This window comes from Lewinella sp., assembly GCF_050633125.1.
Lineage (GTDB): Bacteria > Bacteroidota > Bacteroidia > Chitinophagales > Saprospiraceae > Lewinella.
In genome coordinates, this window is the sequence record NZ_JBOEFX010000069.1 from 70511 (window position 1) to 92355 (window position 21845).

Consider the following 21845-nt stretch of genomic DNA (forward strand, 5'->3'; position numbering starts at 1 on the left):
TTGCTGCACTTTTGCTATAGAAAGAACGCTGGCCAAACGGCGATCTCAACAATTTTATAATCATTCATTTCAAAAAGCAAAATTATGCAGTTCAAAAGAATTATACTCTTCCTTTTTACATTTATCTGTTGGTATCTAGGCAGTGCACAAATCGTACTGACTGCAGAAACGAACGCTCCTCAGGCAGGACTCGATTCTATATACATTGCCGATGGAGCAACCTTTGAGCTCCCCGAAGCAGGGGAAAAGACTAATGGATGGGCTCAATGCTATTTTGGGCGCTCCCCTTCGCTAGCGCTCCGGGGCGGGCTGTCCACCACTCGCTGTTCGCTCGGCCCTTACGGGCTGCCCTTGAACGGGCCTGGTTACCATCCCTAGCGCATACTGCCAAGACAAAATTTCTGTCATCCATTTGGACGGAGGCATCCGAAGGATGGAGGCGGGCGTCCTTGGTACCACTCGGGGTTGTGTAAAAAGCTCACGCTCCTCTTAGTCTCCAGACTAAGGGGCTATATCTCGCTGGTTTCCCGACCAGCATCTAGCCAAAAAAAAATCCCGAATGTCAGTTAAGGCATTCGGGATAAAGAAGCAATGTTTACCAACCTCTTAACGCATCAGCATCACATCACCTTTAATGATTTCTACTTCACCGTCGATAAACTCTACTTCCAGGAAGTAAACGAAGACGGCGGCGTTTTGTACTTGCCCACGGAAACGACCATCCCACCCTTCGGAAGGATTGTTGGGCAGGAAGTCGAAGTTTTCAAATACGGCTTCTCCCCAACGATTGAAAATCATGAAGGATTTGATCTCCTTCACTTCATTACCTCCGAAAGGATAAAGTACATCATTGGTCTCATCACCATCAGGTGAGAAGGCCGTTGGTACAAATACCGGGCGAGTCTTGCGTACAATCACAGTCATGTTGTCGCTGTCGCTACAGCCATTGATATCGGTGATCGTCACACTGTAGGTCATCGTCTGATCAGGACTTACGGTTACGGCATTTTCTCCATTCACGCCAATGCTATCTGGTTGCCAAACAATGGTGTCAATCAGAATACTTGGGTCGTAGAGCGCCTGTAGCGTAATAGATTCCCCGAGCTGGATTTCGTTGCCGTTATTTTCCAAACTGGTCACGAGTTCCACGGCCACTTCTGTAGGCTCTAGCAGCATGATCGATAATTCCGTAAAGCAACCATTAATATCTGTAATGGTCAGGGTGTATTCTGCACCGCTGAGGTTGCCAAAGAACGGATTGGTCGTCGGTGTGCCGTTGTTGAGGCTGTAAGCGTAAGGTGGCGTACCACCAGCAACATTGTTGATCACAATAGCGCCGTCAGCAGACTGGAAACAACTCACTTCACTGATGCTTACATCGGCGACCGGTACGTCAAAGTCACTAAGTACTTCAACTTGGTCAACAGCCGTACAGCCGGCAGCATTCGTAACTTCCAGGGTATAGATACCAGGAGCACTGACGTCGATGAGTTCCGCTGTTGGGTCCATAATCATTGCGTCCGGGTTATCACTTGTCCAGTTGTAAGAAACGCCTGTTGAGGAGTTGCCGCCCAATACGACTGCACCCATATTACAGGTCAGCGTTTGATCGAGGCCTGCATCAGCAGTTGGTGTTTCATTGATGGTGAAACTAACCGTTGAGCTGGCATCAGGACAAGCGCCTCCGTCTACGGTATAGACAAAGGTATAAGTACCTGAATTCTGGCCAAGGGCATTAAAGGTGCCCGCTGCTGACTGAAAGGCTCCACCCGTACTTAGTGGGTTGGAGGTTTCGGTCCATACGCCCCCTGCGTCAGCACCGACTAGCGCTGCATCAAGGTCAATGGTCGTTGCATCATCCGGACATACTGGGTCAACAGTTGCATTTGCACCTGCATTCACTGGCGCATCAACGGCAACCGTCCAGGTAGCAGCCACCGGGTAGATACAGTTGGTGTTGACTTCGTCAGCAACCTGAGTAATGACTACCGTCGTTTCGGCGGTCAATCCGGTCAATGAAATTTGATCACCATCATTGACATTCGTCAATTGAGCAGGTACGTCATTGACGGTGTAATCGATCGTCAGTGGTGTTCCTTGCCCACCAGAATAGCTGATCGTGAAGGCAGCGTCCTCGCCTGAGCAGATCACATCTGGTCCGGTAAGGCCTATCGTCACCGGTTGACAAGTAAGAGCGGTACAGGTGCCGGTAGCAACGCTTGTACCACAAACAGTATTACCACTTGCGGTTACTTCAATGATTACTTCTTCGCCATCAACAATGCCGTCCACAAGGTAGGTATTGCCATTTTGCGTACCAACAGGGCCCTGTATTACCACGACGGTGTAAGTATCCGCCCCTGCAACGTCGTCCCAACTAAAGGTGACACTGCTGGTGGTAGCATCTGCACAACTGATGACAACCGGAGCAATTACATCTTGTACTTCTACACTTTGCATAGCGGTATTGCCCGTACAGTCATTATCGGTAATGGTCAGGGTGATGTCTTTCGTCCCTGGTGTAGCCCAGTTGATTTCGTAAGGGCCTGCGCCGGTACCACTGATAATGGTTCCGCCAGCAAAATCCCAGTCGTACATGGCTGCTCCGCTAGCTGTTCCAGTGAAGGTAATGGTACTGTTTCCTGTGATACAAATCGGGCTGGTCACCGTAAAGTCGGCTACTGGAACCGGATTTACTACCACCGTATAAGTGGTGTCGTAGAAACAACCTGTTTGTTCGTAAGATAGTGTTACCAGATTGTCGCCAATATTGGCACTCGCTGGATCAAACGTTCCGTTGGGGGCAACAATACCATCTCCAGACCAGGTGATCATACCTGTGACATTTCCTCCCGTAATGACGGGACTCAGCATTTGGTTACCTGCATCTGCACAGAAAGGCCCGTAAGTGTCGGGACCAAAGAAGCGATCGATACAAGCCTCCGAAGCACAGGTTTGTGTACTGCTGATGCCGCCACAAATACTGTTTGTGATAACCACCACTTCAATGGTGACCTCATCCTCCGGCATCAAGTTACTGAAGGTGTACGTCCGGTTGGGGATATCTGCGGTTTCCGTTGCTCCGGCTGGTGCTGCAATTACGTTAACCTGGTAATCGGTAGCACCTGCTACAGCATTCCAGCTAAAGGTAATAGAGGTGTTGTCACTATCGCAGTTGATAATCGGTGCAATCAATGAATCTATCACTTCCACACTTAGTGAGAATGGATCAGATGGACAGCCATTTTCGGTAACGGTAAGGCTTATGGTAGGGTTGCCACCATCAGGCCAACTGATTTCGTAAGGCCCGGCATCTGCACCAGAAATGATGGTTCCACCATCAAACATCCAGTTGTAGTTGGCTGCTGGGTCGGCTCCTCCCGTATAAGTGACGATGCTGATATCGTCTTCACATACTGGTCCGGTAGCATTGAAGGAAGCGTCTGGTTGCGCATTTACAACAATGGTAGTCGTGTCAGCATAGAAACAGCTCGTTTCTTCGTAAGTCGCGATGATGTCGAAGCTGCCAGCACCTGTTGCTGTAGGATCAAAGGTTCCCGCTATGGGGTCTGTGATACCTGTGCCCATCCAGCTGAGTGTGCCACTGGTGTTACCTGTGAGGGTCGCTACCAGGTCGAGGCTGGTGGTATTAGCGTCGAGACAAATAGGTGCGACATCCGTAATGTCAACGGTAATGTCAGGGCAGTTTTCCAATGCACAATTTCCTTGGAAACTGATGTTTGGACAAGCAGTGCCGCTGATAGCCGTTACTTCAATGGTGACGGTTTGCCCTGGGGTTAATCCGGCAACGGTGAACGTCTGCGCAGGATCGCCGCCGGTAGCAAAGGCATTGCCAGGAGCGTCGATGATACTCACGGTATAATCGGTAGCTCCCGCAACAGCAGGCCAAGTGAAGATGATAGAGTCACCCGTAACATCACAAGCAATCATTGGCGCAATCAGCTCAGGGGCTACCGTTACTGTTTGCGTAAAGGTGCCGCTTTGGCAACCATTTTCTGTTACGGTAAGTGAAATGGTCTTGTCTCCATCGGTAGGCCAAGTGACCGAGTGTGGTCCTTGCCCTGTTCCCGGAACGGCGGTACCGCCATCAAAGTCCCAAACATAGGTGGCACTCATGGCTGCGTCGCCAGTATAAAGAATATTGCTGCTGCCACTAACACATACCGGGCTGCTGGCAGTAAAGTCAGCAGTAGGGATAGCATTGATTTGAATGACAATATCATCGACATAATCACAGCCAGCTTCGCGGTAGTTTACAGTCACTGCTGCTGGGCCAACGCCTGCCATAGTAGGGGAGAAGGTACCTGCTGCCATATCGGTAATTCCATCGCCAGACCAGGTGAAGACACCATCACCAGCACCGCCAGCAATAGTTGCCGTAAGGTCGAAAGAAGGCATCCCTGTTGTTAAACAAATAGGAGCCACCGCATCGATATCTACAGTGATCGCTGGACAGTCTTGGGCTTGACAACTAAAGGTGTTACTACTGTTACCACAAGGGCCGTTGCCCAATGCGATGACTTCGATCTCAACAACATCACCAGCCATAAGGCCTGTAACTGTAAAGGTGCGGTTGGGTTCATCGAGTGCCGTCATTGCTCCACCTGGAGCATTGATTACGTTAACTTGGTAGCCCGTGGCACCCACAATAGCATTCCAACTAAAGACAATCTGTGTCGTATTAGGACTACAGTTGATCACGGGAGCAGCCATAGGCTCCTCTACGGTAATGTTCTGACTGCCGCTGGCACTGGTACAGCCATTTTCGCTTACTGTCAGCGTAACCGTTTTCGGACCACCAACTGCCCAATTGACCGTGTGAGGCCCTTGGCCGGTACCTGGTGTTGCTACGCCGCCGTTGAAATTCCACGAATAGGTAGCACCTGGGCTTGCGTTGCCGGTATAGGTTACGGTAGCGTCCTCGCCGATGCATATATTCGCCGGAGCAATCGTAAAGGTAGAGGTAGGTGTATCGAATACGTTGATGGTCGTCGTTTCCGAAGCCATACAGTTGTCCTCCATGTAAGTGACGGTAATCACTTGAGGGCCGGCAGTGGTTGGCGTAAATTGATCGCCTACTACATTGGGGCCGCTCCAGGTGAAGGTGCCGCCACCTGCTCCACCAGTGGCAGTGGCCATAAGCGTAACTGGGGTGTTCATCCCATTGAGGCAGATATCCGCAACTGGTGTAATATTGATATTGAAGTTAGGACAGTTTGCAGCAGTACAAGTAACCTCGGTAGAGGTTGTAGGGCCACAAACATTATTGGTGTTGGCTGTCACGGAAATGGTAACAGCTTGCCCAGGGGCGAGGTTACTCACGGTATAAGTAGTCCCATTGAGTACACCTGCTGGCCCGGTAACATCAGTGACCGTGTAAGAGGTTGCTCCTGCAACTGCTGACCAGTTGAAGACGACAGAGGACGTCGTACTGGTTCCACAGGTTACAATCGGCGTAGCAATAGGAGCTACGACACTGATACTTTGGCTGACCTGTGTTGAGGTACACCCATTCTCCATTACCGTCAAGGTAATCGTTTTGGTGCCGCCTGTGGGCCAAGTAACCGTATGAGGTCCCTGTCCCGTTCCTGGCATCGCATCTCCTCCTGCAAAGTTCCATGTGTAGGTAGCTGCAGCGCTTGCGTTGCCGGTGTAAGTAACGGTTACCGGGGTATTGACACAGATAGGCCCCGGACTACTAACGGTAAAGTTGGCAGTAGGAGTCGCATTGATGACAATATCTTCGGTGTCAGTGTATTCGCAAGTTCCATCGGAGTAACGGATAGTTATGGTATGCGTACCAACGCCAGCACCTGTAGGACTGAATTCTCCAGTCGTAGTGTTGACATTGTTGCCTTCCCATGTAATGGTGCCTGCGTTACTTTCTGAAGTGTAGGTAAGGAAAATATTAGGCGTCGTTCCTGTCAAACAGATTGGAGCTACCGGGTCAATATCCAATTGGAAAGCAGGACAAGACAACGTGCTACAGGTAAACGTGGCAGGTGCTACCGGACACAAGTCTGTACCAATTGCTTGTACGGTAATCGTTACGTCAGTATTAGAACTAAAGCCAGTGGCTGTAAACGTAGGAGAGAATACGGTAAATACATCACCAGTGTTCTGTACCGTTACTTCATATTCTGTAGCCCCTGGGATATCATTCCAAACAAATTCAACAGTCGTTGAGGTACTAATGCCACAGATGATAACAGGTGGAGCCGGTGGTTGCTCAACACCAATCTGTGCTGTAACATCAAAGGCCGTACACCCTTCTGAATTGGTAACATCAGCGATGATCGTCATCGCATCATCAACGGTGACGGTGATTGGGTTTTGATTGTTTGGCCCTGCACCGTTCCAGTCGATACTACTGATAGGATCATTGGATACTGCTGTAACGGTAACCATCTCACCAGCACACACTTGATCGTCGCTTAATTCGAGCGTTACCTCTGGTGGAGGAACGATTTCAACGTCAATACTGCCGATTTCCTGACAACCATTAGCATCTGTTCCAATGACTTCGTAAGTAAAGAAACCTGGAGCAGGGTCGATAAGTACGCGAGGATTGTCTGCGCCTGCATCGTCGGTCCATTCATAACTGCCGCCTGGGCCAGCACCTGATGCTTCAAGCACTGTTTCTCCATTGCTACAGCCAAAACCACTGGTAATGACCACATCAATGACAGGAAGGTCATTGACATTGATATCAATAGTGGCTACTGCTTCACAACCGTTGGGGTCGGTAGCCGTCACTTGAATAGTCGTACTATTTTGGAGTACAACATTGATTATTTGATCGTCACCGAGGAAATCGTTGTTGTTGAGGTCTATCCATTCCCATTGATCGCCATCAGATGCTTCTAAAGTGAATTCAGTGTCAGCACAAGCTTCATCGGGGCCGTCTATGAATACACTGAAGTCTACGAATTCTACCTCGACAGTTGCTTCTGTAGAAGGGCAGCCATCTACCATTACATTCAAAGTGTAGGTTCCTGCATCAGGTACATCTACGGATTGTCCCATGTAAATGGTACCGTCTGGTCCTTCCCATGTATAAATTTCTACGCTGCCACCCAGGTCTACACTGCCTTCCAGCGTAGCTAAATCCCCAGGGCAGGGCATATTTAGCACCTGAGCGTCAGCTATTGGCTGGTCGGGTTCAAAGATTTCAACGACTTCTGACCTTGGGCAGTCGTTAGCTACGTTAATTGCTGTAACGTCATATTCTCCGGGAGGGAGATCGAAAGGCGTTGTGATAAGTCCAGAACATCCTAGACATTCAAAAACAATATTATTGTTGTCGTCAAAGACGTAAAAATTAAATACTTCGTCGGGGTCAAAGCCTCCGTTTCCTTCCATCTCAATGGCACCATCGTCCTGGCCGCCACAAGTAACATCAATAGCGTTAAGTAATGGTGGGTCATCGTTACAACAAATAACGGAAGAAGTAATAGAGAAATCTTGTCCGGAATTACATCCTGTTTGCGTCCAACTACCACTATCACCGTCGGACCAGATTTCAACGGTGAAACCTATGTCGTCACCGGTGAAATTTGGTGGGCAATCACCCACTTCTATATTGAAACAGAATTCAAAAGGGGGGGCACCGCCTGGGACGTTGGAACATCCACCACCGCCATCACCCCAGTTGTTGCCAGGGTCACCATCATTGGCAGAGCCTCCACAACCTACTCCGGCACTGGAGTCGTATGCGAAGCCAGGCCCAAAGGTGTCGCCAGTGTTACAGCCCGTCCAAGAGTCGTACCAGTCCCAAGAGCCTGTCCCATCACAAGAAGCTGGCGGGTTGGGGTTGATGGAGTTGACGTCCCAGCCATCACCGAATTCAAACGTTACGGCGTGTAACCACTCAATGGTACCGGCAGCATTACCTTCCCAAACGTTGATATTTACACAAATTTGAACGGATTGTCCGGAGGGGTAAGTACCGTTGATGGGAGGAGGGTTAGGAATAATTTCAATAGCTCCGGGAGGAGCACAACTGTTACAAAGGTTCCCACTGATTATTTCTAAATCAAAAGAGCCCTGATCATCGACATCAACGCCAGAGACTAAGATGAAGTAGTCTAATCCAATCAAGGTGTTGACCGCAACACCAGTACTACCGTTGCCATCGTTACAATCTAAAGCCAAGAGGGAAACACAATTGTCACCTTGATAAACAACAAGGTTGGGTTGGCTTAATCCATTAACATTTATGGTTGTTTGGTTTGCTGTCGCTGTGAAGGTAAACCATACTTCGGCAGCAGGGCCGCTTGTAGATCCTGAGGGACAATTGGAAAACACCGGATATGGGGAAACTGGTGTCGCATCAATATTATCAAAAGTGAAATTATTGGTCACCGTTGATGTACTAGGACATGATGGCGGTGTTGTAAGGCTTAGCACTTCTGCGTCACCACAATCATCATTGGCGGGTTGGGCGAAAAGCGCAAGACTGAAGAGCGAAAATACAGTCAGGGTAAAAAATACTCGCATAGTTACTCGTTTACCGAACGCTTGGGAAAAGAGCTAGGGGCATCTCAACGGATAAGCTTTACTTCGTAATGAAGAAGCTTTAGGTAAACCCAAAATGTTTTACACGAGTAGTAAGTTAACTGGGGCGTAATAGTTAGGTGTAGTGCAATGTTAAGCTGAAAGCGTTTTTCCCAGTGCGTTCAAAATAATTCGGAAAATTAATGACCAATAAAATGTATTATTGGTTTCTTTGCTGGCAAAGATAGTTTATTTTGCCAGCTCTCAAATGGATAAAGTAAATTTTAGGTTAATCAAATAATGTTCATGGCTGATAATTCTATATTTAAATTGACCTTGGGAAAACAGCCATGGCTGGTGATAGTCCTTACCTTATTAGCATTGATTTTCGGGATGGGATTAGGGGCTGCTTTAGGTCACTTAGTCGTACAATCTCTTGGTGTTGACATAGGCCAAATAATGAACAGCGAAGAGGCTATAGCCTTGGATTTGTTAGAGCGGCAAGGTATTCGATGGTTCAATCTGGTAGCTCATGTTTTCTCTTTTACTTTTGCGGCCTTGCTGGTGGCTTGGCTCGCCAAAGGGGATCGTAGTTGGACTGCTTTTTTACAACTAGATCGCTTTACGACAGCCCAACTGGTGGGGCTGAGTGTCTTGCTTTTGGTGGCCACGTTGCCACTCATTCAGTTTAGTAATTGGCTCAATGCGAATTTACCCTTGCCGGAATGGATGATAAGTATGGAAGATAGCCAAAATTGGCTGGTAGGGGAAGTGCTGCGAATGGAGAGCTTTAAGGAGTTTTTGGTGGCTCTAACGGTTGCCGCTGTCGCTCCCGCTATCGGAGAAGAGCTATTATTTCGTGGGCTATTGCAGCCCCAGTTGCAGAAATTGGTCAATAATCCTCATTGGGGGATATGGCTGAGTGCTATCTTGTTTTCTGCTATTCATCTTCAGTTTGTGGGATTCTTTCCTCGGATGTTATTGGGTGCCTTGTTGGGGTATCTATTATGGTGGAGTGGTTCTTTATGGCTGCCAATTTTGATTCATTTTCTTTTTAATGGTGTACAGATTCTTGGAGCGTATTTTAACCCAGAAGCAATGAAGGTAGCTGTTGATACAACAGAAATAGAAATGCCTCCTATTTGGCTGGTTGCCTTGAGTTTATTAGCGGCCGGCTATTTAGTAAAGCTGTTTCATGAAAAGCGAATACCTGAGGCGATTAATCAACAAGGAGATGGGGCCGCTTGAGGCAAGGAATAAGATAATCATGCTTAGAAAGGAAGGAGCTTAAACATATTCTGTATTTTTGGCCCCATAATCAGACAAGAGCTTAAATGTCGTCAATGCAGGGATTGTTAAGAAGAGGAGCTACTGCGGCTATCTTTGTGGTAGTTATGCTGGCAGGCCTTTTTGGTGGCCCTTATAGTTTTGTGTTACTTTTTGCTATCATCACAGGGATTTGTTTGTGGGAATATTTAGGAATGGTGTTGATAAAAGACACCCGCCGTGATAAAATCCGCAAGATTGTAGGGTTAATAATGGGGATACTTCCTGTTGTTCTCAGTGCGATGACAAACTTGGAAGTCATAAAGGACCCTGAAACGTTTGTAATCTTCACCTCGTTATTGTTTTCTCCTTTTATTTTCATGGCGTTCATCTACGAACTTTTTACAAAGTCAGACCAGCCGTTTGCTAACATAGCTTATATCGTTTTGGGTATTATTTACATTGGTGTTCCTTTTGCACTATTGGATTTCATAGCCTTTGATGGCGAGCACTTTTATGCCAATACCGTTTTTGGTATCCTGGTACTTACCTGGATGAATGATACCGGCGCTTATCTAGTGGGCTCTCGGTTTGGAAAAACACCGCTATTGCCGAGAGTATCTCCCAAAAAGACCTGGGAGGGCTCAATCGGTGGCGGAGTGATTACGTTTATATCAGCACTAATCCTTTATTTTACGATCAATGAGCTAAGAATTGTAGACTGGCTGGTGCTAGCTGCTATTGTAAGTATTTTTGCTTCCTTAGGCGATTTGGTAGAAAGCTTGCTAAAGCGTAGTGTGGACATGAAGGATAGTGGAACACTTTTACCGGGCCATGGAGGTTTACTCGATCGCTTTGACGGATTCATTTTTTGTCTGCCTTTCGCGGCGGCCTATTTGCTCTGGATTCGTTAAGATCCTGGCATCAACTAACAAGAACTAAGTATATTTTTATGATTCATAAAGAGGGAAGAAAAATCTTACCACTGGCGTTTGTCGCCTTATTTGGCCTCGCTCTATTTGGGCATTTTTACCTGGCTACGTTACCGGGATTATTGCTAAAAATAGCTTGCGGCGTCTTCTTTTTACTGATTCTACAGTTTTTCAGAAACCCTAAACGAGTTATTCCCCAGGAAGATTCCAGGTTGGTCTACGTTCCTGCAGATGGCAAAGTCGTTGTTATCGAAAAAGTACAGGAAGAGGAGTATTTTCAAGAAGAACGTTTGCAGGTGAGTATTTTTATGTCTCCCCTTAATGTTCACGTCAATCGAAGCCCTCTTGCTGGAATTGTCAAGTATTTTAAATACCATCCGGGGAAATACCTGGTAGCTTGGCACCCCAAGTCCAGTACTGAAAATGAACGAGCTACAGTCGTTGTTGATAATGGCAAGCATGAAGTACTTTTACGGCAAATTGCCGGTGCTGTTGCTCGCCGAATTCGTACCTATGTTACGCCTGATCAGCAACTTAAACAAGGTGAAGAATTTGGCTTTATTACCTTCGGCTCCCGGGTTGATATCTTTCTGCCGCTAGATGCGCAAATGAAAGTTTCCATCGGTGACGATGTGAAAGGGAATCTTGATGTCTTGGCGGAGTTGTCTTAGGTTGGTGTAAGGGGGTAAGACGAGGTCTAACCATCAACCATCAACCAGTAAAGATATTTTCGCATAGAGCCATGAGGGACGGTTGAGAGATGGTTTCTTTTGTAGGTGTACAATTCTTTTGCAGCGTGGTTCATTTCGTAAGCTTCAAGTGCCTCGAAAAGTAAATAGGCAGCAGGTCCCAGCCATTCCTCATGCGCTTCTTTTTTGTCCTGCCAGGGAGGAGCTTGTTCTCTGAATGCTCTCAGTATATCTTCTGCCCGATCTTGGTCTGGTATCCAGGCCATCATGGCCAGTGCGTTGTTTGCCAGGATTGATGCTGCTGTCACCGTGATTGCAGGCAACTCCTCATAGGTGTTTTTCTTTTTATTCCACAACTGTCGATCTGTTTCATAAATATAAACCTCCTTTAATTGAATGAGTTGTTCTACCTGCGATGGTGGTAACTTACACTTTAGTAGTTGTTCCGTAGACCAAATCCAGGCCGCTTGCACCGCTGGCAGGTAGTTAGGATTAGTGGAGGGCCATTGGAGTAACCCTGTCTCATCAGGATCGAGGAGTTCAGCAAGGTGAAGGTGATTGTTCGATAGCTGTTCGAGTACGGAGAGGTCTTCGCTAAATAACGGAGTTGCCAATCCTGCAAGTACCAAGTCACTGGGATTGAAGGATGTTTCAGTACGCTGTCTTAGTTGTTCTAGACAAAAAACTTTAAAATTATCAGGGACTTTATTGGCCCAGATACGACCAGCACACATCCATTCTGCAAGTACTAGCGAAGTAGGCTCCGAAGTGTTGTTTTTGAGGGTCAATTCATTGATCCAAGCCAAGATGACTTCCGGCTCTAATTTTACTGCCTTACCTGCGTTTTCCTTTTCCATTATGGATCAAATATCAGGAAAAGTAGTAGGATTTTATGGCATTAAGGAAGGAAAGTAATAGAAGGACGAGAAAAAATGAATTAGAGTAATCATATAGATGCAGAAGTTTAGTTTTGTTGTTAATTTGAATTGCAACTAAACATAAACCACAGCATGTTCGAGCATTTCCCCGTCCCAATTGATATAACGATAGGCAATATTGTGATGATCAACAGCAAAATCATGTTGCTGCCAGTCAATCTGGAAATAACAGCTGGGGGTGATATGGATATTTAGGTTGCGCCAGCGCATTGATTTTTCAACATGATAATGCCCCGTGAAAATACTGATCGGGTAAGAGTGCTCGGTGAGCACTGATAATAAAGGTTCTCTATTGCGCAATGCATGTTTGTTGTCCATAAAGGGTACACCCATCTTCATCGGCGGATGATGCATAAACAGGCAGATAGGAGCAGGATGAGCTTGCAAGTATTCCCTAAGTAAATCCAGTGTGGTTTCATCAACCTGCCCTGGCCCTGAGTCGAGTAATACAAGAGGTGGTTGGCCATCAGGAGAAGTGAGAAATAAAGCTCCTTTTTGTAACTGTTGATGGAGACCAAAGGTGCTGACCATCATTTCTTTGTCATCATGATTTCCGGGAATGACCAAGTAGTTGAACTGGAAATCGTTGAGCTGCTGTTTGATCCATTGGTAAATAGCAAGGTCTCCTTCCTCAAGGCAAAGGTCGCCACTGATGACCAGTAAATCGTGAGGAACGGCTTTGGCTGCTTTTAGGACTTTAATAAAATTTGCTCTGATATCAATGTCAAAGGGGCGTTCTTCAGGTGTGCCAATGTGTAGATCGGTTATTTGAATAATTCTCATAAGGGGGGCTTAACTAATAGCATGATCAGTTAAACGACGTTTTACCCGCAAAACTTGTTTGATTTCTTCAAGATCAAGTTGATAAGGTTGATAAACACTGGCATTGTCCGAAATAAGGCGCAGTTGAGTGACTAGCCCATCTGTTTTTAGCTGTTGAATCCGCTTAACCACGACTACATCACTGACGATCACATAAACTTCATTGTCTCGGATCACAGGAAAGGTGCCATCAAGGGGCTTCTCCAGGGCTTCGCAAATAACTAAATCTCCATTAGTAATGGTGGGCAACATGCTATCCCCGCTCACTGGGAAGGCCAAAAGTTCCCCAGACATACCTGGGATACTAAAACTAGGGAGCTCCTGAAAGTAAGTAGGTGCTTGAAAATCAAGCGCGTAACCAGCCAGTGCTTTTTGAGGAACCAGCTTGATGTTTTGTCGGCCATTATTGACCATTTCATTAGTACCTCCTGTTGGAAGTTCTCTTTCGCTACCGGGATTGGCCATAAAAGGAGGTACGTCAAGGCCAAACAAATAGTTGGCATCTATCTCGTAAGTATCACATAGTTGGTGAATCTGGTCTACCGTAAGATTGCGCTTTCCTTGTAAAATACTGTTGATAACATGGTTGTAAGTACCAAGGTGTTTGGCTAAATCAGACTTTCCGCGGATTAAATGTTTATCTTCTAATAATTTATATACTTGTACAAATCGTTGATTTACAATACTATCTGAGAATTTACTCATTTGTTTAAAAATAAAAGTTTGAAAATAATTGTTTATAATAAACTTTGTGTTTTATATTTGTAGTGCGAGCAACAATAAGTTTTTGTTTTACTACAAATTATTGTCGCAATATAACAATAAGTTTCGCAAAAATCTCAGCCATGAAATCAAATTCAACGCAGTATGCCCCCCGGGGAGGGTACGAAGATCGACGAAAAATGCAGCCCGGAGGCGAAACACCCATTGGGCCTATTATCAATTGGGTTGCCCTCTGGTCGCGCATTTGGCTTTTTCTCAAGCGCTTAGTCGCCGAACTATGGTACTTGGTCAGCCGCCGTCAAGGTTCCAAACAGGTAGCACCTTCTCATCGTAGACAACAGGCTGGTCCAGGCTTGGTTTTATTCCGAAAGTGGTCGGTGCCGCTATTTAAAGTTGCTGCCGCACTGGTATTGTTCTTTTATGTAATGCAAAGAGATATTCAGTTTTCTATTCAAATGAAAGCTCCTTTTGCACAATCTGCCTCCTATTCTGAAGGCGTGAACCAGGCAGGTGTGGAAACCATGGGCTTTGCCCAGACCGTATCAATGGGAGGTAGTTCCAGTGCTTCTGCTAAACCAGCAGCATTAGACTTGACATCAGTAGAAGATTACCTGGATCGATTTGCACAAGTAGCTCAAACGGAAATGAATAAATTTGGTATTCCTGCTTCTGTGAAGTTGGCCCAGGCGATCCTGGAAAGTCGTGCTGGTCAGGCAATGGATGCCAAAGTCGATAACAATCATTTTGGTAAGCCAATGTCTGGCCAACCCTACGAATCGGCTTGGCGCAATTGGCGGGAACATAGCCTCTATCTTGTCAACCGCCACCCCGATTTATTAGACCACGGCAAAGATTTCCGTGCTTGGGCTCGCGGATTAGAAAAAGCGGGTTACAGCAGAAGTGATAATTATGCAAATCAATTGCTGGAAATTATTGATCGCTTTCACCTGGAGCAACTGGATGACCCGACTATTTAAATACTTAGAGACAACACAGCTTATTTTTTTGCGTAATAAGAACAGCACAAAAAGAGATTAATTGTTCTCCATTTTCTCAAAGTTGACCGCCTCCAATGGGAGGCGGTTTTTTTTATTTTCGCTGAAAAAATGCTTGTACCTTCACCGCATGAGCAATATCCTTCCTATTATATATCAGGACGAACATCTGGTCGTCATCAATAAGCCCATCAGTCTTCCAGTACACAAGAGTAAAGGGATGGCCAATGACGCACCATACGTAACGAAGTGGCTAGGCCAGCAACTGGAATGCTCTGTTTATAATGTGCATCGGTTGGATGCTAAAACATCGGGTATTTTACTCTTGGCCCTTTCTCCGGAAATAGCGACCCAGTTGACGGAGCAGTTTGCCCGCCGCGAGGTTGATAAGGTTTACCACGCCTTGGTAAAAGGTATCCCAGGAGAGGGAGTCTTCAATGGCAAGGTGAAGAAAGCAAAACGAGGAAATAAAGCTACCGCTGAAACAGCTTACCGGACGCTTCGAACGGTCTACACCAAATGGGAGCACAAGGGGGAAGAGAACCTCCCATTGAGTCTGGTTGAACTGAAGCCCACTACTGGTCGTTGGCACCAGCTGCGTCAGCACTGCTCCCATGATCGCCATGATATTATCGGAGATGCCGAACACGGAGATTTTCCACTCAACCGCCTTTTAGCAGAAATGATCGGCGAGAAACGACTTTACCTACATGCTTGCTCACTCAGTTTTGAGCATCCTGTTACTAAAGAACGCATGACTTTTGAGGAACCTACGCCGCCGACCTTTGCAGCGCTGTTGGATTTGTTTGATGGGGAGAGCTAAAGTGGGAATTAATAGGATGCGCTTATCTGTTGATTAAGACAGGGAGGCTTTATACACGTGGCTATCTTAGGTTTTTTACCACAGTTGAATGCTGGTTCTACCTGTATAGTATACTGGATTCAGAGGTGTATGTTACCACTGGCAAAACCATCAACCATTAACCATCTAACCCTCGTTTTTTCCCTAATTTTTCAAATCCCTACGCCGAACTCTCGTCCTCACCTTCCGTTCCTTGGTCTTCTTTGTGCGTGGTCGTTTGATGCGGATAGCTGTTTTTTGCTCGATAGAACGAGCGCCACCAGGGTTGCTTTCTATATTGGCGCGATTGGCGGTACGGATAGCATAAGTATAAGTTTCTCCCACAGTGGTGGCATTGTCGTAAAACACAACTTTACGCTGGTTTTCTGCTCCAAGAGGAGTGATGGCCAATATATTGGCGGGATCTTCAAAGTCGCCAAGCTGCTGGCCGTTAAAACGATAAACTACGTAATAGTGGGCTTGCTGCAAAACACCGTCTCTTCCTTTGCTCGGACGCCATTGCAAGCGCACAGCATCATTACGCCATTTGGGACGACGTAAGTCGCTAGGGACGAGTTTGGGTAATTCAAGCTCAGGACGCTCCTGCCATAAAGCGTGGTGTTTGTAATAAGTGCGTAAGCTGTCCTTTAGCCGCAGGGGATTGGCCTGGATGGATTTGGCACTAAAATAGGCACTCCCTAAGGTTCGGAAGTTGCGCCGATTTAGATCAATTTGCTTTGGGATCTCTGCGGGGTCATGCCATTCTACCACAGCATTGTCACCCACTTTATAAGCTGCATGACCAATGTAAAGCGGCAGCTCACGGCTATTTTGACTCCACCATTGTACCAGCGTTTCGTGATCTGCGGGTGCATAGCCAATGCTCCAGTAAATTTGTGGCATGATGTAATCCAGCCAGCCTTTGTTGATCCAGTTAAGGACATCGGCGTAGAGATCGTCGTAAGAGGTCACGCCTGCTCGGGTAGCTGAACCTCCGGGGACATCGTCGCTTTTGTTGCGCCAAACGCCGAAGGGGCTTACGCCTAATTGCACGCTAGGCTGCACCGATTTGATACGCTGATGCAGGGCTTGTACCAATTGGTCGGTATTGTTCCGTCGCCAATCGTTGATATCTTTAAACGGTTGGCCATAAAACTTAAAAGTCATGCTATCCGGGAATGGCGTATCCTTTACAGGGTAGGGGTAGAAATAATCATCAATATGGATGCCATCAAGGTCGTAGTTGTCTACCAGTTCGCCAACGACATCTACCAAGTGGTTACGTACAGCGGGGACACCAGGGTTGAAATACATCTTCCCTCCGTAAGCCACCAGCCAATCAGGGTGCTGAAAGACAGGGTGCGTAAGGTGAAGGCTAGCTGTATCCATATTCATGGAAGCCCGGAAAGGATTGATCCACGCATGGAATTCCATGGCTCGAGACCTTGTTTCTTCAATCATGAAGGCTAGAGGGTCAAAATCCTCTTTGGGTGGAGCGCCCTGCCGCCCGGTCAGGTAGGCCGACCAAGGTGCGTAGGCACTAGGGTATAGCGCATCACCGGCTGGCCTGATCTGCACAATTACAGCGTTCATTCCCACCTGTTCCAATTGGTCCAGCAGGTTGCGGTATTGCTCTTTCAGCGCAATGGGATTGGTCGATGGCGACTTGGGGTAGTCGATGTTCACCACAGAGGCGATCCACGCAGCACGAAGTTCCCGTTTCGGGGCTTTTACCGGCTGGTATTTAAGGTTCTGAGAAGAACCCACGGCGGAGAATAAAAATGAAAAGAAAGTAAAAAGTATAAAGGTACGGGTGAACAGGTACATGATGATGTTTGTGGTGTTCTGAAGTAAATACCAAGGTCAAAGGTAAGCGCTATTGCGGATATTATTCCGCCGAGCTATCTGCATTTTCCTCTGCCAAAAGCTGCTCCAATGTTTCACCGGCCTCACTACGGCAGGTATTCTCGAGCCAATAACGGTTAACAATATTTGTAGATTGTTTGATTTGCAAATAAAGCTGAGCAAACTTTTCTTCCTTGCTGGGCCCGCCATAAGAGCGAGGTTGTTGCTTGGCTATCGTTATTTTTTTCGCAAAACGCAAAAAGTTGGTGTAGTGTTTTTTACGGTTGTTGGTCATCTTTCGGTTCCGGATGACATAAATTCGGAAGGTGTCAATCAGCGACATCAGTGCTTCTGTATCACCAAGCGCGTAGTAGGTGGCGAGCAACAGGTTGTTGTAGTTGAGGTGATAGGTGACGTCGGAAAAGCGCACCAGTAGCAAGTGGTCGAGGGCCTCGTTATAGCGCTGTTTGGAATAATTGAGGTGCGCCATATTGTAGTTGTAAGAGTTTTCACGTGGCTTTTCAGGCAGCCGCTCCTTATAATTTTCCAGAAAGTATTCCGTCCACTCAAATTCTCCTAAAATACAACCCAGTACAGTAATGTTTTTATAGTTCCATTCGTTGAGTAACCCATTGGTAAAGATCAACTCATTGGATAAACCTGCCTGATAAAGCTCAAAAAGTTCCTTTTGGAAATTTTGCGCCCCTTTGTTGATCTGGCGCACACAGTAGTTATTAGCGTAAGAGTACAAATCTCGCTGCTCGTGAGGGCTGAAACGGTGAACTTGTTCTTGTAACAACAGCTTTAGGTCTTGGTAGTAGGCCGGATTATCATCATCCCGCAAACTCATGAGGATGGTATAGTACAGGTGAATAGAAGTGTCTTCTTCAAAGCGATCCTTCTCCTTTAGATAGTAGGTGATTAATTCGTCAAGAAAACTGTAGTCAAATTGAGAGTTACTGAGAATTTCATGTGCTGTCAACTGGCAGCTATGGCGCAGCTTTTCCAACATGAAATAGCGGTCTAGCTTGTCGGTGAGCTGTTGGAGCAGGTTGGCCTTATTACGATCTTCGTGCTGGTTTTTGTAATAGGCCATTACATTAAGATACTTGAACTGCGTATAATAATGCTGGGCATCCTGGTAGGGATGCTTGTTCATCTTTCGATCCAGTTGTTTCGCTCTGTTTTTGAGTAGATCAAATTGATTATTATAATAGGTGGACTCCAGCAGAAATAAGTCTTCAACAAAATCCTGTTCTTCGTAGCGTTGTTGTGCCAAAAATCCGTGGAGTAATTTTTTAAGGCTAGACATGGTATTGAAGAGCAACTGCTCTGAATAGGTCTCTCCTGGAAAAAGCTTCTTGAAAACAACTTCTCTGGCAAGTTTCTTTTTGTTGGTGCCTAGGTATTTATAAATGTAATCTAGTAGTACTATGGTCTTCTCGTGTTGATTGAAATAAGGAGAATTAACATAGACTTTAAATCGCTGGCGAGCCTTGGCAGGCAGGTCGCTGATGTTTTTTATGAGTTTACTGTCTTGCATAAAGAAATAATATAATTCAGAAAACGAGGTGTATTTTTATATTAAAAAACTGATAAAGAGTGAGTTGTAGATCAGTTGGTGTTTTTTCTGTTCCAGAAATATGAATAAAGGTACGTTATTATTCGTGATTTTTACTTCACTTTTGTATCAGCCTATTGGGAAACACTATAAATCGTTTCTAAAATTGGCGCTTGTTATTGTTCATGGAGTTCAGGGTAGATTGGTAAGCACAAAAACTAAGTAAATCCCATTCCACATCGGGTAGCTTATTGAAAGCCTAACAGACTCCGGTTTGTGCCTAAAAATTTTCAGCGGCATTGGTCATCGATCAATGCCGCTTTTGGTATACGGTAGGTGTTCTTAATTGTTGCTTTGGGGCCATGCCTTCGTTCCTCGGCACCAGGCTATCTGGTCGCTGCGCTTCCGTCTATCCTTTGTCCTGCTCCTCCGTCCGCCGAGCTTCAGGCGCTACCTTGCGCTCCTATTTTGTAAGATGTGAGGAAGCATTGGCAGGTGCTAAATACCGTCAAAATTCGATCCACCCCTAAGCAACCTACTTGTCCTCCTTCGGAGGAGGTGTCCGCGAGGACGGAGGAGGACAAGCCCTGAACCGCCAGAAGGAACGAAACCCAAAATTTGACCCCATACCCCGCACTCAAAGTCGGAAGTCGAAAGTGGGAGTTCGGAAGTATTTAGCGTACCGTACCCTAGCTTTCGCACTCACCGCACTCCGCACCTCGCACAGAAAACCGCACCCTAATCGTACCAGTGCGATTGTACATTCAGGCCGCACCTCGCACGCCGCACCAAAAGTGTGTCTTGCACCAAGCACCCACCGCACTCCGCACAGAAAACCGCACCCCGCACTATTTTACACCTCCAAATCATCAACAAAGCTCGTTAAGGCACTATTGATTTTATTGCGCTCCACATTTGCATCTGAGCTGCTGATAACCCCATCGTGTTCCTTCTTATTGATACGATTAAGGCGAGCAGAAGTCAACAATACACTGTTATTCAACGAATCGTCTTGGCCTTCGGTCAGGTCCAAGAGGCGTTCTATGACTTCGCCAGCTTTCTCTTTAGCCAGCAGGGCTTTTAGCTCCGATTTTATATCCGTACCCGCAGCAGCCTTTACCTGCTTTTTATTACCACCCAAATAATTGTGGACGATCTGCACATTTTGATTGCCGGTAATGACATCGTCCCCCACACGGAAATCACCTCCGGCAGTGATGGTACTGCCTTTGATGATGTTCTTCTCATCATAGTTATCGCCAGAGGAGTTGCCTTGATCGCCGATATGGACACTGCCATCTACCTTGATATCCGAATCAGTTACCACATTTTTGATGCGGGCACGTTGCTGCTCAAAGGCGGCGAGCCGCTCGGTCAGCTCTTTTACAAACTGTGGGTTCTCATTCAAGTCCTCCAGCTTCGACTCCACGAGGGTCTTTTTGCTCTCCTCGCTCCGCTTGGGGTCGGTGAGCTTGGCTTCCGTCTTAGGGTCATCGATCAAAAACCAAGTCCGTATCCATTGCATAGATGCCGTGACAAAATCCTTGGGGAATTTCTTCACCTCCTCATTTTCGGTAACGATTCCGACGACGTAGTCGATTGCTTTTTCTAAAATTGCCATACTGTTGTTTAAAGTTGATGAAAGTAGTAGTGGACCTCGTCATAAAAAAGGACAGTTAAAAATGTCAGACTGCCTGATTTTGGCAAATTACCTGATCGGGAGCAATGCCTCCTATCACAGTATGTATACGACGAGTATTGTACCAGCCATCAATATAATCAAAGATGACGGAGTAGGATTGCTCATACGATTTAAAAATAGGGCAAACGCACCAAAATCAGATATTGAGTAGATGGTTAAGATAATCGATAGTCAACGATGCCTTGAATCGTCGTTTTTTCTGACTCAGTTTTGAGTCATCTTGTTTAATTCGCTGTAACGCCATCTTGCGCATAATATTCAAGTTCTGAGGTGCATTTCCAGTTCTTGCTCTACTTGCATCCTCATTGAACGTAACGTTGAAGCCGATACCTCAATTCCTTGCTGTTTTAAGTCTAGTACAATGCGCGGACTCCCATAAGTATGTCGACTCGCTTGGAAACTTGAACGAATGGTATCATCTAGCGTATCAGGCTTATCCTCTTCCTCTCCATCCGCTTTGATCCAACGGTAATAGCCGCTATGGCTAACACTAAAAACCTCACACATCTTCCCAACGGGAAATTCACCGGTATGCTCCTTTATGAACCGGTAAATTTGCCGTCGCTCTTGGAGAAGATGCTGATGGCCTTTTTTAAGATGTCACGCTCTAAGTGGGCTTCACGAAGTTGCTTTTTAAGATCAGCGATTTGTTGCTCTTCCTCACTGAGTTTCTTGACACCCTGACCTCCACTGGCAATACCATGCTCTTTGTAGTATCGACTACGCCAGTTGTAAATAGTATTCGCTACTACACCGAAGCGTTCTGCTAAATCAGTAACTTGGACATCGTCAGATAGCGACAGTTTAACAATTTCCAGCTTCTCTGCCTTCGTGTATTTTTTTCTTAGCTTGGACATAAATAATGTTTTGATGATTAAAAATAATAATCAGTCTGACATTTTTAACTGTCCTTTTTTATGACGAGGTCCATAACCACTAAACCACTAAAACGCACTAAAAAACCCTTCTGTGCTATTTCGTGTATTTGTGTTTCTGTGGCAAAAAAAGACGCTG

Annotated in this window: 16 protein-coding genes; 6 read left to right on the forward strand and 10 right to left on the reverse strand. The window is 46.2% G+C overall.

Annotation, left to right across the window (positions count from 1 at the left end; genetic code table 11):
* Window positions 1-84 precede the first annotated feature (84 nt).
* On the forward strand, window positions 85-378 hold the full coding sequence (locus tag ACRBG0_RS15120; protein ID WP_431487701.1) for a hypothetical protein: 294 nt from the start codon (window positions 85-87) through the stop codon (window positions 376-378).
* A gap of 228 nt (window positions 379-606) precedes the next feature.
* On the opposite strand, the gene ACRBG0_RS15125 is transcribed toward ACRBG0_RS15120, so the two are convergent.
* Complete coding sequence (locus ACRBG0_RS15125) at window positions 607-8520, reverse strand: gliding motility-associated C-terminal domain-containing protein (RefSeq protein WP_431487702.1); 7914 nt, start codon at window positions 8518-8520, stop codon at window positions 607-609.
* Window positions 8521-8823: 303 nt separating this feature from the next.
* Here ACRBG0_RS15125 and ACRBG0_RS15130 point away from each other — a divergent pair, with 303 nt between their 5' ends.
* The 3 genes from ACRBG0_RS15130 to ACRBG0_RS15140 all read left to right on the forward strand — a co-directional run bounded on the left by ACRBG0_RS15130 (window position 8824) and on the right by ACRBG0_RS15140 (window position 11386).
* A complete protein-coding gene (locus tag ACRBG0_RS15130; RefSeq protein WP_431487703.1) occupies window positions 8824-9765 on the forward strand; it encodes a CPBP family intramembrane glutamic endopeptidase in 942 nt (313 codons plus the stop codon).
* Window positions 9766-9851: 86 nt separating this feature from the next.
* Window positions 9852-10697 (forward strand): phosphatidate cytidylyltransferase, encoded by an 846-nt coding sequence (locus ACRBG0_RS15135; protein ID WP_431487704.1) that lies wholly within the window; start codon window positions 9852-9854, stop codon window positions 10695-10697.
* 38 nt (window positions 10698-10735) lie between these two features.
* Entirely contained in the window at window positions 10736-11386 is a 651-nt protein-coding gene (locus ACRBG0_RS15140; RefSeq protein WP_431487705.1) for a phosphatidylserine decarboxylase family protein, read from the forward strand.
* 26 nt (window positions 11387-11412) lie between these two features.
* Here ACRBG0_RS15140 and ACRBG0_RS15145 read toward each other — a convergent pair whose 3' ends face one another.
* From ACRBG0_RS15145 to ACRBG0_RS15155, 3 genes are all read right to left on the reverse strand, one after another.
* Window positions 11413-12261: a hypothetical protein gene (locus ACRBG0_RS15145; RefSeq protein WP_431487706.1), complete on the reverse strand. Its 849-nt coding sequence runs from the start codon at window positions 12259-12261 to the stop codon at window positions 11413-11415.
* A gap of 135 nt (window positions 12262-12396) precedes the next feature.
* Window positions 12397-13125, reverse strand: a complete 729-nt coding sequence (locus tag ACRBG0_RS15150; RefSeq protein WP_431487707.1) for a metallophosphoesterase — start codon at window positions 13123-13125, stop codon at window positions 12397-12399.
* A gap of 9 nt (window positions 13126-13134) precedes the next feature.
* Window positions 13135-13869, reverse strand: a complete 735-nt coding sequence (locus tag ACRBG0_RS15155; protein ID WP_431487708.1) for a S24 family peptidase — start codon at window positions 13867-13869, stop codon at window positions 13135-13137.
* Window positions 13870-14009: 140 nt separating this feature from the next.
* On the opposite strand from ACRBG0_RS15155, the gene ACRBG0_RS15160 reads away from it, so the two are divergent.
* Together ACRBG0_RS15160 and ACRBG0_RS15165 are read left to right on the forward strand one after the other, a co-directional pair.
* Window positions 14010-14864: a glucosaminidase domain-containing protein gene (locus tag ACRBG0_RS15160; protein WP_431487709.1), complete on the forward strand. Its 855-nt coding sequence runs from the start codon at window positions 14010-14012 to the stop codon at window positions 14862-14864.
* 148 nt (window positions 14865-15012) lie between these two features.
* A complete protein-coding gene (locus ACRBG0_RS15165) occupies window positions 15013-15705 on the forward strand; it encodes an RluA family pseudouridine synthase (protein ID WP_431487710.1) in 693 nt (230 codons plus the stop codon).
* 183 nt (window positions 15706-15888) lie between these two features.
* Here the strand turns inward: ACRBG0_RS15165 and ACRBG0_RS15170 are convergent, their stop codons facing one another.
* The 6 genes from ACRBG0_RS15170 to ACRBG0_RS15195 form a co-directional block, all read right to left on the reverse strand.
* Entirely contained in the window at window positions 15889-17550 is a 1662-nt protein-coding gene (locus ACRBG0_RS15170; protein WP_431487711.1) for a glycoside hydrolase family 10 protein, read from the reverse strand.
* A gap of 61 nt (window positions 17551-17611) precedes the next feature.
* On the reverse strand, window positions 17612-19111 hold the full coding sequence (locus ACRBG0_RS15175) for a hypothetical protein (RefSeq protein WP_431487712.1): 1500 nt from the start codon (window positions 19109-19111) through the stop codon (window positions 17612-17614).
* An 871-nt stretch (window positions 19112-19982) separates the two neighbouring features.
* The gene (locus ACRBG0_RS15180) at window positions 19983-20750 is read right to left on the reverse strand and encodes a hypothetical protein (RefSeq protein ID WP_431487713.1); all 768 of its coding nucleotides are present in this window, start codon (window positions 20748-20750) and stop codon (window positions 19983-19985) included.
* 64 nt (window positions 20751-20814) lie between these two features.
* Entirely contained in the window at window positions 20815-20949 is a 135-nt protein-coding gene (locus tag ACRBG0_RS15185; RefSeq protein WP_431487726.1) for an IS3 family transposase, read from the reverse strand.
* A 140-nt stretch (window positions 20950-21089) separates the two neighbouring features.
* Entirely contained in the window at window positions 21090-21338 is a 249-nt protein-coding gene (locus ACRBG0_RS15190; protein WP_431487714.1) for an IS3 family transposase, read from the reverse strand.
* A 32-nt stretch (window positions 21339-21370) separates the two neighbouring features.
* A complete protein-coding gene (locus ACRBG0_RS15195; RefSeq protein ID WP_431487715.1) occupies window positions 21371-21688 on the reverse strand; it encodes a transposase in 318 nt (105 codons plus the stop codon).
* Window positions 21689-21845 lie beyond the last annotated feature (157 nt).